Source organism: Paraburkholderia sp. BL25I1N1, assembly GCF_003002025.1.
Taxonomy (GTDB): Bacteria; Pseudomonadota; Gammaproteobacteria; order Burkholderiales; family Burkholderiaceae; genus Paraburkholderia.
On record NZ_PVZB01000024.1, the window covers coordinates 19,235 to 34,944 of the forward strand.

Genomic DNA, 15,710 nt, shown 5'->3' on the forward strand with positions numbered 1-15,710 from the left:
CCGGTCGCGACTGACCTGGCTTCTGCCGTGTTACAAATTTATCTCCGTGATTGCAGAAATCGTTGCTAGTATTCCTAACGATACAAGCGTGGTGAATCTTCTCCTTTCCGCATGCTTCGTTTGATGCGGCGTCTCTCGTTTCAAGGACCGTTCATGCAAGCCCGTACTCAGCTGCGCCACCTTTCTAGATTGTTCGAGTGATATAACGCGCTTCATTGCGCGATGTGGCGTCCGGCCGCGCGTAGGTGTCCGAATTCGCAAACACGCGCGAGATGAATTGAACTTGAATCCGTCACCCGAACGCCGTTCCTTTGAAATGATTTTTTCGTCGGGGAAAGGTGGGTGCACGCCTGGAAGAAATACCCATAATACAAGGCTCGATAATGGGTTACCGTTGCGCGTTTCGGATGAGGACGTTAAACGCCGCTGCGTTCGTGCGGTCACGGGCCTTGGCTCAGGCATCCGCCGCCGACGTCAATAAAGTTAATCACTCGCTCAATCTTGCCGTCCCATTCAACATCCATAACCACTACGCGCCGAACGTGTTCGACACCGTGCTCGACCACAGCTGGATGTTTCCACGCCGCAGAGCGCTGAGGCGCGCATGGACGACCCGGACATCGACATGCACAGGAAGGCGGCGACATGGGTGACGACGGCCGTGCTGGCGTCGGTCGCGTCGCCAATTGTGCGCGAAGCCTGATGCCTGCGCACAAGCGCGCAGTGTGGCTTGCGGACGCAGGCTGCCCAGATGCGGTGCCGGAAGAGTGAGAATGCCGAACATCCATTCGATGAGGACAATTATGAGTCAACCTAACTGTTTGTTGGCAGCCGGTCGGCTCGTTGCCGGATTGTGCAAAGGCGCGCTTCTGACCACCGTCGGCGTGAGTCTCTCCCAGACGGCGTGGGCGACGGAAGGCGGCATAGGCCGTCCGATCACCGGCCAGCAGGTGACGCCGTACGGTGGCATCGTGCCGCCCACCAGCGACTGGATCGTGTCGGCCGCCACGATCTATTACGAAGGCTCGCTAAGCGCGAGCAAGTCGATTCCGATTGCCGGACAGGTCACGCAAGGCGTCAATGCGAAGGCCGAATACACGATCCTCGCCGCAGTCAAGACGTGGGGGATTACCGTGGGCGGCTGGAACTTCGCGTCGTCGTTCGGGGTGCCGGTTCAGTACACGAACATCTCGTCGTTTCATGGTCGCTTGCCGAACGACCACGGCACGCAGTTCGCCGATTTCTTCTTTACGCCAGTCATTGCCGGCTATCACCTGACCAAGACCGACCACGTCGCGTTGAGCGTGCAGATCTACGCGCCGACCGGTGCGTACAACTCGAACCGGCTCGCGAATGCCGGACAGAACACGTGGACCTTCACACCGACAATCGCCTATACGAAATTGCTGCCGAAGGAGAACATCGAACTGTCGTTGAATTACGGCCTCGAGTTCTATACGCCCAATAAGGACACCCACTATCACAACGCGCCAGTCAGCGTGCTCGATCTGCTCGTGCTCAAGCGCTTCAGCAGCGGCTGGGGCGTCGGCGTGGTGGGCGGCTATATCCAGCAGATCGGCCATGACAGCGGCGGCATTGCGGACATTGTCGGCGGCGACCAGGGTCATTCCGTGGGGCTCGGGCCAATGATCACGTGGTCGGGCAAGGTGCAGAAGACCCCCATTTCGGCTGCGCTGCGCTGGGTCAACGAATTCAACACCAGCAATCGGCCGAAGGGTAACGCGGTGCAATTGTCGGTTAATGCGACGTTTCAGTAACGCATGTAGCGAAAAGTGCAAACAAGGTGCGCTGCTGCGCTGCGCGCAGCAAGCCCACGATTACACCGCAGCGGCCGCGCGCTCTTTCTCATACTTGATGAGCTTTAACACGCGCGAATTGACGAAGTAGCGAATGTAGTTGGTCGGCGAATAGAAAATATCCGTTTGCCATTCGCCGCACAGCAGATCCTTGCCGGTCGGATCGTCCGCCGGCTGCACGATGGTGTCGGCCATGATGCGGTTGATACCCGACACATTCGGGCCGGACTCGTGCCATAGCGCGCTGTTCATGATCACAAAGTCGCCCGGATTCAGTTCCGGCGTGACCTTTGGCCACTTGAACTCGAAGCTGTCCGGATTGATCTCGCCGGCATCGCCGAGCACGCCGAGTTTGTGCGAGCCCGCGTAAAACGACATGCCGCCGTTGTCCGCGTTGACGATGCTGAGCGGCACGAACATGCTGCATTTGTTCAGGTTGCCGAGGTGATAGCAACTGTCCTGGTGCAGGAACACTCTGTTCGAACTGAATCTGTCCTTGATCACGAAGCGATGGTTGTACAGCGCGACGTGATCTCCGAAGATCTGCTTGAACGTCTCGGCAAAGACCGGCTCCTTGTACATGGAGGCCAGCTTCGGCGGCAGTTGCTCGGTGAGCGAAACCGGATTCGCCTTGTTGACGTCGCGGCCTTCGGCCAACTGCGCGTCGTAAAACGCCTGCCACTCGGCTTGCCATTCCTGCACGACAGACTGCGGAATAGCGTCGCGCATCACGAATACGCCGGTCTCTTTGAAGACGTCTGGATTGAACGTCTTCGAAGCGATCTGATCGATGACCGCCTCAACGGATGCCAGGGTGTTTTTCATGTCGAAGACTAAATGAATCGGAACGTCAGTTCGCTGTCTTGCGTGTTCTTGAATTTGTTGCACTTGGCGAGCACGTTGTATCTGATGGGAAACAGTTCCCGGCCAGGCGATTCCAGGATATCGATCTCGAGAATATCGAAGTCACGCAGCAGAGCATTCCAGCCATGTTCCGTGATGCGCCAGCAATCCGGGCTCGGGCCGTGAATGCGCCAGTTGAGCGGCGCCGAAATCAGCAGAAATCCTTCGTGTTTCAGAATTCTTCTGATTTCCTTGATCGTATCGAATGGATTCACCGTGTGTTCGATGACCTCCATGCAAACAATGCAATCGTACGCGCTGTCGCCAATGGTTGAATTATGCTTTGTGATATCGCCGACAATTGTTGGTTTATAATCGTCAACTACGTCAAATGTGTCGACCGAGAAGTTATTAAAGGTCTCCCTGACCAATAAACGTTCCTGAGGGCCGACTTCAAGCAGGCGCCCGCTCTGACCGCTGAGTTTGGCGGCAGTTTTTTTAACAAACGCGGCGAGATGGTCCCGCGCCAATGAAAAGGTGCTGTTATCGAATTCGGATGGAACGGCCATAGTAATTCCCGCTTCAGTGTTGTCGCAATTATAAAGACGCGATGGTTCAGGGTTTCCGAACCGGAACTTCGACGCCCTTCATATGAAACACGAGCATCGTGCCTTCGATGTGGTAAAGCGTCAGATCGGAGGCAAGATCGTCAAGATATTGCGTCAACTCCGGGAATTCGCGGTTTCCGTAGTCATGCCATATGATGCAACTAGGCGAATCCGCGAGCATCTCTAGAGAATTTTCGGTGTCCTTTTTGACGTAGCTGACTTCGTGGTTCGCATCGACAAAAATATATTGGAATTTCTTGGCGTACTGTGTTGCATCAAGCGTCATCGAATCCTGAAAAATCTGTTTAACCAGATTTTTTCTGTTTGAACCAAGGTATTTTCGTTTAAAGTTTAGCGCCTCTAATGCGAGGTGTTTGTCGCCTCCTTGAAAAGCGACGTTGTCGATCTCTGGCAGGTCAAGGGTATAAATCCGTTTGCCTTCGACACTGCTTTCCGGAAGATTCTCCAGCAACAGGCGCGTCGTATAACCCTTATATGTGCCAAATTCGAATATGAATGCTGGTTCGACGCATCGCAGAAGTTTCAGGAGCATCACCGACTCGATCGTCGTAAGCGAGCCGGCGCCTTGCGCTGGTGGCATGAAGAACTTGATTTCTTCTTCAAAATCATCCGGGATCGACAGCAGGTGAGTGGGGCGGATGTGAATCATTTTTGAAGGGCGATAGGTCTTGCCGTCAGTATTGGTCATGATTTCAAAAGTTGATGATTGGCGAGTTGTACACAAATGCTTTCGCGGTATGCCTGCCTGAAATGAAGAATTTTCGATTCCAGATCGGATGCAAATTTGAGCGGCTCCATCGACCACGAGTCTCGGGGAAGCAGCTTGCAGACCTCGTGATCCTCATCGAACACCTGCCGGTTCATCCGCACGGTCGACTCGAAAAATGAGTCGAGCGCGCGCGCAGCTTTCTCACTGGTCGTGCTCGATGCGTACACGCGGCTGGTAAATCGTGTTCGGTTCTCATCGTGCGCCGCGGGAAAGAAATTTTGCAGGGAGTATGAGTAACCATAGGTCGACGAAATCATCGTGAACGGGAAGATATAGATGCTCATATATCCCTCGTACTGATAGTCGATGTTGAATAGATTGCGCAGCGTCGACAATTGCTTAGCCAGGCGCGCTGCCCCTACCGGCGCATACCAGATGGAGTTGGCACCGTCGAGGATGTTTTCCCCGTCGCCCAGTTGCAGCGTGGCGAGCGTATCGGCATGCACAGCCGGGATGTGATACGGCTCCAAGGCATTTTCGATGACCAGTGGCCAATAGCACTCGTAGTCGTAGCGGTTCAGATCGATCCGGCGATCGATGTTGAACGAAATGTTCTCAAGAATTCCCGCGGTCTTGCCCAACTGCTCATACAGGCCAACACGCGGCGTAATCGCGAAAAAGACGAAATCCCCGCACCAGTCGATCTGGAAGGTGTTGAAGCGCGCCTTCGCGATATCACACGACTTGAAGCGTTCTTTCTCGGGCACGATGATCGTGCCGTTCTTGTAAGTCCAGCCGTGATAGCCGCAGGTCGCTGGCCGGTTGCCGTGCGAGTCGACATACAGGCGAGCGCCGCGATGTGGGCACTTGTTGTCGAACGCGACGATCTCGCCGCCGTCGTTGAACAGCACGATCTCGCCGAGCACGCAGTTGAACTTGATGAAGTCACCGTCGTTAGACAGTTCACGGCGATGGCACGCAAGGTGCCAGTAGCGCTCGAACAGAATCTGGTCGAGGTTCATATCAAAGTCTCTTGGCAGGCGTGGTGTATAGCACGGCATCTTTCGCAACCGAGCGCATCACAGTCGCACCGGCGCCGATCTTCGCGCCCGCGCCGATCGTGAGCTTCGGCAGCACTTTCGCGCCGCTGCCGAGAAAGACGTCTTCGCCGGTTTGCACGAAGCCGGTCAGATCGACGTGCGAACTCAATGTCGAGTACGCGCCGACTTTGACGTCGTGGCCCACGCTCGACAGCACGTTGATCGCGACGAAGTCGCCGACATGGGCGTCCGCCGACACCACCGCCTGGGGACACACCACCACGCCTTCGCCGAGCACGGCCGAGCGCGCGATGACTGCAGTCGGGTGCACGAGGGTCGCGAACGCTGCGCCGCGTTCACGTAGACGCGCGACCACCGCACGTTTGGCAGCGGGATCGCCGATTGCGACGATCACCGCTTCGCCGTCTTTTGGGCGGTAGTCGTCGATGTCGCCAAGCCATTCGAGTTGGTACGACGGGTAACCTTCAAGCGCCGCCGGATTCGTGTCGAGAAAACCGGTGATGCGTGCACCGCGGCTCGCATCGGCCGCGTCTTCTGCCCAATTGATCAGTTCGCGCGCGAAGGCGCCACAGCCGGCCACGATCAGTCGCGTCACCATCATCGAACCTTGTATCCGCCGTCGACGACCAGCGTCGTGCCGGTGATCCAGCGGCTCGCCTCGCTCAGCAGGAACAGCGCGGATTGCGCGACGTCGTCGGCCTCGCCGAAACCGAGAAGGTGGCTCTTTTCATATGCCTCTAAGGCTTCATCGGGGCTGCCGCCCGTCAGCCGGTCATGCATGGCGGTGTGAACCGCGCCGGCCGCGATCGAGTTGACGCGAATCTTGCGCGGGGCCATTTCGCAGGCGAGCGAGCGGACCAATCCGTCAATAGCGGCCTTCGCGGCGGAATACGCGGTCATGCCAACCTGACCCGTCGAACCGGCCACCGAGGACATGAAGACGAGCGAACCGCCGTCCGCGATCACGTTCTTCTTGCTGCCCGCGCGGGCAATCCCGAACGCGGCATACAGACTGCTGCCGAACACCTGGTCCAGTTGTTCCTGTTTCGTCAGCTTCGCGGGACGAATCAGCTCGACGCCGGCGGCGTGAAACACGCCGGCAAACGTGCCGTGCGTCTCTGCGAGGTGGCTCACCCATTCGGCGGTTTGATCGGCGTCGGCGAGCGACGCCACGGCGGGAGCATGGCCGCTGCCGTGAAGTCCGGCGACCGTCGTCTGAAGGCGAGTCTCGTCGCGCCCGGCGGCAATCACGCGGCCGCCCAGGCTAGCGATCAGTTTCGCGCTGGCCTGGCCGATACCCGACGATGCGCCGGTCACGAGATAGAGGCCGCCGGCGAGGCAGTTGTCAGCAAAGAGTGTCATGTCTCGATCGTGTCCACGATGGTGAGCGGCCCGACCGCGAGCGCCGCCGAAGCCCACGAATACCCGACGCCAAAGCCGAACATGCCCAGTTGCAGCGTTTCTTCCTTCAGGCGGTGCTTCAGTTCGGTGGTCATCAGCAGTGGAATCGATGCACAACTCGTATTGCCGTACTCGCCGATATTGGTCGGCACGCGTTCGACCGGCAGGCCGGCCTTCTTGGCCAGATGCTTGAGCATAAACAGGTTGGCCTGATGGAACAGGAACGCGTCGTACGTGTCCTTGTCGCGGCCGGCGATGTCGAGCGTGCGTGAGACCAGCTTCGGCACCGCGTTCAGCGTGAAATTGAAAATCTCGCCACCGTCCATGAAGAGGCATTCCGGCGATTTGCCGACCATGCGTTCGTCGGCCGCGGCGTCATACGACTTGAAGCCGCCAGACGGCACGATCAGGTTGCGCACGCCCTTGCCGTCCGCACCGATGATGAAGTGCGCGGCCGCCTCGCTTTCCGACGCTTCGAGCGCGGTCATCGTGCCCGCGTCGCCGAACAGCAGCGTGGTAGAGCGGTCGGTCGGGTCGATCATCTTGCTGATCGTGTCGCCCACCGCCAGCAGCACGCGTTTGGCCGCGCCGGTCTGAATCAGGTTCATGCCGAGCCACAGCGCTTGCGGATAGCCGGAGCAGCCGAGATTGATGTCGAACGCGAGACACGCTGTCGGCAAACCCAGTGCCGCCTGCAGCACGAACGCCGTGCCGGGCAAGCGGTAGTCCGGCGTTTGCGAAACGAAGATCAGCGCGTCGATCGAGTCCGCCTGCCAGCCGAGTCCGGCGAGCAGCTTGTCACCGGCCTTGCGGCACAGATCGCCGGTGCTCGTCTGCGCGTCCGCCCAGCGGCGCCGGTTGACGCCGATCATCTTGACCACGTCGCGCACAGCGGATGCGTCGAACCTCTCGAGGAAGTAGTCGTTATCCACCTGTCTCGACGGCACGCACGACACCACGCCTGCAATGCGGGCGCCTTGCGTGCGTAACTCGCGCCCTGCGCTGAAGTCCGGCGAACTCATGCTCAACTCCTTAGGCTGCTTTTTTCGCCGTGCTGATCAGCGCTTCGATGTCGGCGATGGTGTTGCAATTGTTCAACGTCTGGCCGCTCAGCATCACGTTGAAGCAGTCGTCGACGAGAGCGATCGTCGACACGACGGCGAGCGAATCCCAGTTGTGCTCGTGCAAATCGAGTTCCGGCGTAATCAGGCTCACGTCGATCTCGAAGATTTCGGCCATTCCTTCGTAAAAGTTTTCCATGTCCACTCCTGCTAGTAAGTCACCATGCAGCCGGCCCATGAGTAGCCGACGCCAAAGCCCAACAACATCAATCGACTGCCGTGCGTGAGCAGGCCGTCGTCTTTCATCTGCTTCAATGCGAGCGGAACCGTCGAGGAAACGGTGTTGCCGCATTGCTCCATCAGGATCGGAAACTTTGCTTCCGGGACCTTCATCTTCTTGCGCAGTGCTTCGAGCATGAAACGGTTCGCCTGATGCAGCACGAAGAAATCGATTTCCTCGCGGTCCATGCCGGCCTTTTCGAGCAGCGAGGTCGCCGCTTTCGGCACTTCGGCCAGCGAGAACGCCATCACTTCGGCGCCGTTCATGTACAGATGTTCGTCTGTGCGCACGTTGCCGGACGCATCCGGTTTTTTGAGTGCGCTTTGCGGGCTCTTCGGCTCGCGAAACAGTCCCGCCTTGACGATCAGGTTTTGCGCGCCGCGGCCGTCCGTGCCGAACACGAAGGGGCCGATCGAGGCGTCGCCGTTAGTGCCGGCGGTAATCGCCGTCGCGCTGGCGCCGTCGCCGAACAGGGTGCGAACGCTCTTGTCGAGCGGGTGCACGTATTTCGAATAGGTGTCGGCAGTCAGCAACAGCACGCAACGTGCGGCGCCGGTTTCCACCAGACCCTTGGCGAGCGAAAGCCCGTACACGTAGCCCGAGCAGCCGAGATTCACGTCGAGTGCGCCGGCGTGCGTTGCAATGCCCAGGCGGTCCTGCAACAGGCAGGCCGAAGTGGGCAGCACATAGTCGGGCGCCTGCGTGCACAGAATGACGAAGTCGACGTCCCGCACGTTCACCGCGCCCTGGGCGAAGAGATTCCGAGCCGCTTCGTAAGCCAGATCCGCAGCGGTCTGTTCGGCCGATGCGATATGCCGTTGCTGAATGCCGGTCTTGGCCAGGATCTTGTCCGCCGGCCACTCCGGATAGAGCGCCGCGAGCTGCTCGTTCGTCAGGATCTGCTCGGGCAGAAATCCAGCGATATCGAGAATGCGCGCTTGCACCCGGTCGGATCGAACAGAGGACGTCATGATCAGCAGCCCGCGATGAGTCCGACGATGCGCTCGAGCATGCCGTCGGTCAGCGCCGGGAAAATCGGCAGACACAGCACCTGTTGCGCAGCCGCGTGGGCGATCGGCAGATTTTCACGGCGTGCCGACGACAGACCGCGATAGATCGGGAAGTCGGAAATCAGCGGATAGAAGTAGCGGCGCGCGTAGATGTCGTGATCGCGGAACTTCTGATACAGCGCGTCGCGGCTGATCGGGAATTCCGGACCGACGAGGATCGGGAAGTACGAGTGATTCGCTACCTTCTCGCCGGCTTTCTGCATGCAGCGGATGCCGGGAATGTCGCGCAGCCGTTCGCGGTACATCGCATCGATCTGCGCGCGGCGGGCCAATGCTTCGTCGATGTGCTGCAGTTGCAGCAGACCGAATGCGGCATTGATTTCGCTCATCTTGCCGTTGATGCCGGAGGCCACCACCGTCGTTTCATCGACGAAACCGAAGTTTTTCAGATGGTCGATGCGCTGCTTGGTCTTCGCGTCCTGGCAGATGATCGCGCCGCCTTCGAAGGTGTTGAATACCTTGGTGGCGTGGAAGCTCAGCACCGCCAGATCGCCGTGTTCGAGCACGCTGCCGGTGTCGGTCTGAACGCCGAACGCATGCGCGGCGTCGTAGATCACCTTCAGGTTGTAGTTGTCGGCGATCTTCTGGATGGCGTCGACATCGCACGGCTTGCCGTAACAGTGCACCGGCATGATCGCAGTGGTCTGCGGTGTGATGGCCGCTTCGATCTTCGCGGGATCGAGATTGAGCGTGTCCGGATCGACGTCGACGAACACCGGTTTGATGCCGTTCCACACCAGCGAGTGCGCGGTCGCGACGAACGAATAGGGCGTGGTGATCACTTCGCCCGTCACACGCAGCGCCTGCAACGCGGTGAGCAATGCCAGCGTGCCATTAGTGAACAGAGCTAGGTGCTTGACGCCGAGATACTTGCACAGCGCCGCTTCGAACTGCTGGTGAAACGGACCGCCGTTGGTCAGCACCTTGCTGTCCCAGATCTGCTGGAGATAGGGGATGAACTCTTCAAGCGGCGCGAGATGCGGCTGGGTAACGTAGATACGCTCGTCGATCGGTGACTCGATAGCGCGAAGCGGCAAAGCTGCGTTCACTTGGATTCCCCTTTATCGGACAGCACGGGCGCTTCGCTGGCGGCGCCGGTTACGTCTTCGATCGAAACTTCAAAGGCGGCGGCCGGTTCGCCGGCGCACCAGCGTTGCCACATGATCCGCAGTGCCCGTGAGACGCCTGCCGCGACCACGTCGGGGCGGAAGGCTGCCGAGGCCGCGCAGCGTTCGCGCAGGCTGGTGCGAATTTCCGCGAGCGCGGGAATGTCGGATGCCAATGCCACGCCGCGCGCAACGAATTCCTGCTTGTTCGCGACGACGAAATCTTCGAGCCCGACATGCGACATCCAGGTCGTACCGGCGCGGCTCGCCAGCGTGTCGCCGGCGATCGTCAGCGTGGGCACGCCCATCCACAGTGAGTTCAGGACCGTGGTCGAACCCGTGTACGGGAACGTGTCCAGGCAGATATCGACGTGGAAATGCTGCTGCAGGTAGACCGGAATGCTCGAACGGCGGCGGAACATCAAGCGCTCGCGTTCGATGCCCTCTCCGGCGAACCAGTCGATCAGCAACTGTTCGTCTTCGTCGGTGGCGATCGCGCCGAGCAACATTTTCGCGGTCGGCTGTGCGCGCAGCAATCCGGCCCACAAGGAGATCACGTCCCGGCGCAGTTTGTTCAGGCGGTTGAAACTGCCGAACGTGACGTAGCCGTTATGCATGGCCGGCAGAATATTGACCGGCGGCGCGCTCTGCTCGGGCAGGAACGTCGCGCTCGACGGCAGATGGACGATCTTTTCGGAGAACTGTTTTTCCGCCGGTCCGAACGGCACGCCGTACTTGTCCGCGAGGTAGTAGTCCATCGCACTCAGGCCGGTGGTGCCCGGATAACCCATCCAGGTCACCTGTATCGGCGCGGGCTTGCGCGCGAACGTCAGCAGACGGTTGCGGCCCGTGTGGCCCGACAGATCGAACAGAATGTCGATGCGTTCGTCGCGGATCTTGTTGGCGAGTTGCGCGTCCGGCATGCCGGTGATCTGCTGCCATTCATCGGCGCAATTGCGCAGCAACTGCGTGTAGTCGTCTTCGGCGATGTGGTTGTTGTACACATGCAAGGACAGATTCGGGTCCTTGGCCAGATGCTCCATGATCGGCAGCAAATACGACGCGACGGCGTGGCGGAACAGGTCGCCCGAAACGAGGCCGATCTTCAGCTTGCGATCCGGCGACCGCTTGTTCACGTGACGCGGCCATTGCGCGCGCACCGGATCTTCATGCTGACGCGCGAAGTTGGTGTGCTCGGCGAACAGCGTGCCGTGATCGATCTCGGGGTTGTGCGACAACGTGAAGAGGAAGTTGTTGGCCGCGATGTGGTCTTTCGGATCCTTCTCCAGCGCTGCGCGGAACTCTTTTTCCGCCTCGGCCACGAAGCCGAGATCGAGCAGCAACACGCCAAGCGTGCTGTACCCCGTGGAATTGTTCGGCGCGAGTTCGATCGCGCGCCGTGCGGCGGCCAGGCCCTCGGCCACGCGGCCCTGATGAACCAGCGACATGCCGAAGATCCGCTGCGCTTCGGCATATTCCGGGTTGATCGCGAGGATCTTGCGGCACTCCTGCTCGGTTTCCGCCGGCAAGCCTTTCAGGCGCAGCGTATCGGCCAGCACGGTGCGGCTTTCGAGTTCCTCGGGAAACAGTTCAGCGGCTTTGCGCAGCGGGGCAAGTGCTTCGTCATAGCGGCCCAGACGGTGCAGCGCGATGCCGAGCCAGCGCCACGAATTGCCGTCGGCGGGGAAGCGTTGCGTCAGGGAGCGGGCGAGTTTCACCGCCTCGACGACATTGCCTTTGTTGTAGAGCGCCGTGTAGCGGTTGGTTTCCTGCTGGCTGACCCGGCGGCCCGATGCGATGGTAGTGCGCGTGCTTTCCGCAGTCGGCGGCGTGTCTGTTGCAGCGGCCGGCTCAGCTTGCGGCTTCTGCGCCGCGACCGGCAAGGTATGGATGACTTTGCCGGGATTGGCCATGCGCACGATCAAGCCGTCCACCGCCGGTCCCTTCAAGCCCTGCTTCTGACCCATCTCGAGCGCCAGCCATGCCGCGGCGGTTTCGCCGGCGTCGATCAGCGCGCTGATGTAGGCGGCCCAGTACTGGCCGTTGTGAGGATGCAGTCCTAGGCACTGCTCGAAAAGCGGCAGGGCTTCCGGCGTGCGGGCGGTCTGGCCGAGCAGTACGCCGAGGTTGTACAGCACGTCGGCGTGTTTCGGATTTGCGTCGAGAATGGCCCGATACAGCGCTTGCGCGTCTTCGAATTCGCCCTTGTGGTGATGGTCGAGCGCCGTTTGCAACACGAGCGCAATGTCCTGCTCGAGTTGTTGTTCGGGCGTCAGGGGTTCAGCAGGCGGCTGCTCGTACAGGAGAGTCATGGTCTCGGCGCAAAATGTTCTATGGAGGAAATTGTGCGACGAGGTCGGTCTTTCCGATGCGCGGAGATGACGGTAAAAAGGCCGCCTGTTTAGCGTATGGAGGAAGGGGCCGGAAAGCCGGAAGGCAAGAAAAAAGCCCGCACGAGGCGGGCCGAGGGAACGAGCGCGCCTCACTTCGGCACGTAGTTCTTATTATTGGGTCGGCCGGCTGAACCGGCTCCTGGGAACGGATGCCACCTTGCGCGGCTCCGCTCCGGGTTTTTTACAGGCGCGCCATCCGCTGATATTCACCGGCGGCCTTGGTGCGTCCGATCGCCGCTTCGAACTCGAAATGCAGTTCGTTCTGGGTCACTGCCGCGTCCGCGAGGAGCGCCGCGTCGATCGCCTGGATCTGGCGGATCATGTCCAGCGCCGCCGGTTCCTGATCCGCGGTGAGCGACATCAGCAGCGGCGAACGCGTTTCGGTCAGGCGGGCGGCTTCCGGCCAGTCCGCCAGCGAGGCGGCCTGCTCGATTTGCCGCGTGATCGAAAGCACACGTTCGACCAATTCCATCTGGTTCAGGTTGTGCGCGGTCATGGCTTAGCCCTTGTTCGTGGCCAGCGCGCCTGCGCTGTTGGTGCCGCCGAACAGCGCGGTCAGGTATTGCGAATTGTTATTCATGGTCGCCATCAACGTGTTCAGGGCGGTGAACTGCGCCTGATACTGGTTCGTCAATTGTGTCGTGTAGTCGGCGAGCGCGGTTTGTTGCGTGGTGATGCTCTTCAGGTCGGCGTTCAGCGCGCTGTTGCGCGTATCAATGATGCCGCCGGTCTGCGTGAAGGTGGTGATGCTGGCGTTCAACTGCTCGGCAATGCCGTTGGTCGAGTTGAAGAGCGATGCGACCGTGGCCGGGCTGCTCGTCAGCGCGGTGTTAAGCGCGTTGTTGTCGACCACCATCGTGCCGTCGGCCGGATCGTCCTTCAACTTGATGCCGATCGCCGCCAGCGTGGTGCCGGTGCTGCCCGAGCCGACCGCGCCGCCGATGATGTTGGCCAGCGTGTTCTTGATGGTCTGCAGCGTGGAGTCGCCCAGCAGCGGGCCTTGCGACGTCGCCCCGGCGCTGAACGACGTGAGCGTGGACATCGTCGTGACGACGGTGTTGTACAGGCTCACGAAATTGTTGATCGCGGTGTTCTGCGCGGTGGTGTCCTGCGCGATGGTCAGCGTCTGCGGGGTGCCAGCCGGCGTGCCGACCGCCGCCGCCGTCAGGTTGATCGTCACGCCTGAAATGGCGCCCGTCACCGCGTTGCTCGCGCTGCTGCCCGCGATTCCGCCGATCGTGTACTCCGCGTCTTGCGCGTAGCCGCTCTGCGTCCACGCGCTGCTCGAATTAGCCGACGTAATGGTCGATTGGCCGCCCGTGGTGCTTGCCGTCGACGTCACGCCGAGGCTCGACAGCCCGGTGTCGCTCGTGATGTTGCTGGTCGAGACGTTGATGACATTGGCCGCCCCCGTGTTCGCCGCGCGCAGCACGAGGTGGGCGCCGTCCGTGCCGGTCACGATGGTTGCGGTGACGCCAGGGTTGCTGCTGCTCGCGTTGATCGCTGACGCGATGCCCGAGAGTGTGTTGTTGGTGCTGTCGACGTTGATATCCATCGACTTGCCGTTCATCGAGATCGACAGCGTGCCGGTGCCCAGCTGCGTCGTGGCGCCGAAGGCTGCCGACGACAAGGCTTGCGAACTGGCGATCTGCGTGACGGCGATCGAATAACTGCCGGCCACGGCGCCGACGCCGGCGGTCGCGGTCAGCCCGGTGCCGCTCGCGGTTGCCGCGAACGTCGCCAGCGTGTTGCCATTGGCGAGATTCGTGATGCCCGACTGGAGGGCGCTCAGCGCGGAGCTTAGCGCGCCGTACGCCGACAGCGTGGTGCTGTCGGTGGTTTGTCGTGCCGCCAGAGCCGAAGTTTGCCCGGCGACCTTCGCGTTCACGAGTGCCGTGACGAGCGTCGACACGTCCATCGACGAATTGCCCGTCGAGCCGCTGATGATCGATTGAGCAGCCGACTGCAGCGCGGCGTTGGCGCTTGCTGTAGAAGACGAGGTTGAGATCGAGGACATGCAGAGGCTCCGGGCGTCTGGAAATCTGTATTAGGTGGTGCGCGATGCTACATCACTACGTGATCGAAATGCACAGCGGGAGGCATGCCTCCCGTCGTTTCAAACCCGGCGATGCGCCCCGCTTACGCGCGACGCATCGCCGTTACCGCATCAGCTCTTACTGCAGGAGCTTCAGAACTTGCTGCGGGTTCGAGTTAGCTTGCGCCAACACCGAGATACCAGCTTGTTGCAGCACTTGCGCCTTGCTCAGGTTTGCCGTTTCTTGTGCGAAGTTGGCGTCCGTGATTTGCGATTGTGCCGACGACAGGTCGGTCGACTCAGCTTGCTGCGACGTCGCGATTGCGGTGAAGCGGTTTTGCGCGGCGCCCAATGCGGCTTGCAGCGTGTTGACCGTTTGCAACGCGTTGTCGATCGAGACCATCGCTTCGTTCGCGCCCGTGACCGTGCTGATGTCGAGGCCCGAAACCGTCGGCGGGTTGTTGATCGCGTTGATCTGAGCCACTGCGGCGACGGCTGCCGCGGAACCTGCGCCTGCCGTCGTCACTGCCGATGCGCTCAGCGTCAGGTTGGTCACGGCGGTGCCCGTGCCAGCGGCCGTGCCTGCGGTGAAAATCGCGCTGGAGACGCCCGAGGTGATGGCCGTGTTGTTCTGGTCGGTGAAGGTGTAGCCACCCTTGCCGTCCGACAGAACGTTGACCGACGTGATCGTCGCGCCGGTGCTGGTGTATGCGCCCGACGCGTTCAGGCTGACCGCGATCGTGCCGACCGTTTGACCCGTTTGCACCAGGCCGCCACCGATCTTCGCTGCCGACATCGATTGGCTCAGATCCAGGCTGATCGTCTGACCGACGTTCGCGCCGACCTGGAACGACACGCTGCCTGCCGAGCCGTCCAGAATGTTCGTGCCGTTGTACGTCGTTTGCGACGCGATACGGTTCACTTCAGAGATCTGCGCCGAAACTTCCTTCTGCAGCGCGGCCTGGTCGCTCGACGACAGCGAACCGGTCGATGCTTGCACCGCCAACTGACGGATACGTTGCAGGCTGGAGGTCAGCGAGGACAGTGCGCTCGATGCGGTTTGAATCATCGACACGCCGTCATTCGCATTCGACACGCCCTGGTTCAGGCCGTTGATCTGCGTTTGCATACGCGTCGAGATTGCCAGGCCTGCTGCATCGTCAGCCGCGCTGTTGATGCGCTTGCCCGACGACAGGCGGGTGATGGCTTGCGAAAGGGCGCTTTGCGAGCCATTAAGGTTTTGCTGTGCAACCAGCGAGTTGATGTTGCTATTGATTCCGAGCATGGAAAATCTCCTAAATAAGC

General features: G+C 60.4%; 15 protein-coding genes. 1 reads left to right on the top strand and 14 read right to left on the bottom strand.

Annotated features, from left to right (window positions below; genetic code table 11):
• The first annotated feature begins 803 nt into the window (after positions 1–803).
• Positions 804–1,778 (top strand): transporter, encoded by a 975-nt coding sequence (locus B0G73_RS29790; RefSeq protein ID WP_258193820.1) that lies wholly within the window; start codon positions 804–806, stop codon positions 1,776–1,778.
• A gap of 60 nt (positions 1,779–1,838) precedes the next feature.
• Here the strand turns inward: B0G73_RS29790 and B0G73_RS29795 are convergent, their stop codons facing one another.
• From B0G73_RS29795 to B0G73_RS29860, 14 genes are all read right to left on the bottom strand, one after another.
• Positions 1,839–2,642, bottom strand: a complete 804-nt coding sequence (locus B0G73_RS29795; protein WP_106284755.1) for a phytanoyl-CoA dioxygenase family protein — start codon at positions 2,640–2,642, stop codon at positions 1,839–1,841.
• A gap of 8 nt (positions 2,643–2,650) precedes the next feature.
• The gene (locus B0G73_RS29800) at positions 2,651–3,229 is read right to left on the bottom strand and encodes a methyltransferase domain-containing protein (RefSeq protein WP_106284756.1); all 579 of its coding nucleotides are present in this window, start codon (positions 3,227–3,229) and stop codon (positions 2,651–2,653) included.
• 46 nt (positions 3,230–3,275) lie between these two features.
• Complete coding sequence (locus B0G73_RS29805; protein WP_106284757.1) at positions 3,276–3,977, bottom strand: class I SAM-dependent methyltransferase; 702 nt, start codon at positions 3,975–3,977, stop codon at positions 3,276–3,278.
• A complete protein-coding gene (locus B0G73_RS29810) occupies positions 3,974–5,020 on the bottom strand; it encodes an aromatic ring-hydroxylating dioxygenase subunit alpha (protein WP_106284758.1) in 1,047 nt (348 codons plus the stop codon). Before B0G73_RS29810 ends, B0G73_RS29805 begins: the two co-directional genes overlap by 4 nt.
• A gap of 1 nt (position 5,021) precedes the next feature.
• Positions 5,022–5,657: a NeuD/PglB/VioB family sugar acetyltransferase gene (locus B0G73_RS29815; RefSeq protein WP_106284854.1), complete on the bottom strand. Its 636-nt coding sequence runs from the start codon at positions 5,655–5,657 to the stop codon at positions 5,022–5,024.
• Positions 5,657–6,421, bottom strand: coding sequence for an SDR family NAD(P)-dependent oxidoreductase (locus B0G73_RS29820; RefSeq protein WP_106284759.1), 765 nt, complete (start codon positions 6,419–6,421; stop codon positions 5,657–5,659). Before B0G73_RS29820 ends, B0G73_RS29815 begins: the two co-directional genes overlap by 1 nt.
• The gene (locus B0G73_RS29825) at positions 6,418–7,482 is read right to left on the bottom strand and encodes a ketoacyl-ACP synthase III (RefSeq protein ID WP_106284760.1); all 1,065 of its coding nucleotides are present in this window, start codon (positions 7,480–7,482) and stop codon (positions 6,418–6,420) included. Before B0G73_RS29825 ends, B0G73_RS29820 begins: the two co-directional genes overlap by 4 nt.
• 10 nt (positions 7,483–7,492) lie before the next feature.
• Entirely contained in the window at positions 7,493–7,720 is a 228-nt protein-coding gene (locus B0G73_RS29830; protein ID WP_106284761.1) for an acyl carrier protein, read from the bottom strand.
• An 11-nt stretch (positions 7,721–7,731) separates the two neighbouring features.
• A complete protein-coding gene (locus tag B0G73_RS29835) occupies positions 7,732–8,772 on the bottom strand; it encodes a ketoacyl-ACP synthase III (protein ID WP_106284762.1) in 1,041 nt (346 codons plus the stop codon).
• Between the two features lie 2 nt (positions 8,773–8,774).
• Positions 8,775–9,920, bottom strand: a complete 1,146-nt coding sequence (gene vioA / locus B0G73_RS29840) for a dTDP-4-amino-4,6-dideoxy-D-glucose aminotransferase VioA (protein ID WP_106284763.1) — start codon at positions 9,918–9,920, stop codon at positions 8,775–8,777.
• Positions 9,917–12,289: a tetratricopeptide repeat protein gene (locus tag B0G73_RS29845; RefSeq protein ID WP_106284764.1), complete on the bottom strand. Its 2,373-nt coding sequence runs from the start codon at positions 12,287–12,289 to the stop codon at positions 9,917–9,919. Before B0G73_RS29845 ends, vioA begins: the two co-directional genes overlap by 4 nt.
• A gap of 262 nt (positions 12,290–12,551) precedes the next feature.
• On the bottom strand, positions 12,552–12,866 hold the full coding sequence (locus B0G73_RS29850; RefSeq protein ID WP_106284765.1) for a flagellar protein FliT: 315 nt from the start codon (positions 12,864–12,866) through the stop codon (positions 12,552–12,554).
• A gap of 3 nt (positions 12,867–12,869) precedes the next feature.
• Positions 12,870–14,387 (bottom strand): flagellar filament capping protein FliD, encoded by a 1,518-nt coding sequence (fliD, locus tag B0G73_RS29855; RefSeq protein ID WP_106284766.1) that lies wholly within the window; start codon positions 14,385–14,387, stop codon positions 12,870–12,872.
• 157 nt (positions 14,388–14,544) lie between these two features.
• Positions 14,545–15,690, bottom strand: coding sequence for a flagellin (locus B0G73_RS29860; RefSeq protein ID WP_106284767.1), 1,146 nt, complete (start codon positions 15,688–15,690; stop codon positions 14,545–14,547).
• Between the last annotated feature and the right edge of the window lie 20 nt (positions 15,691–15,710).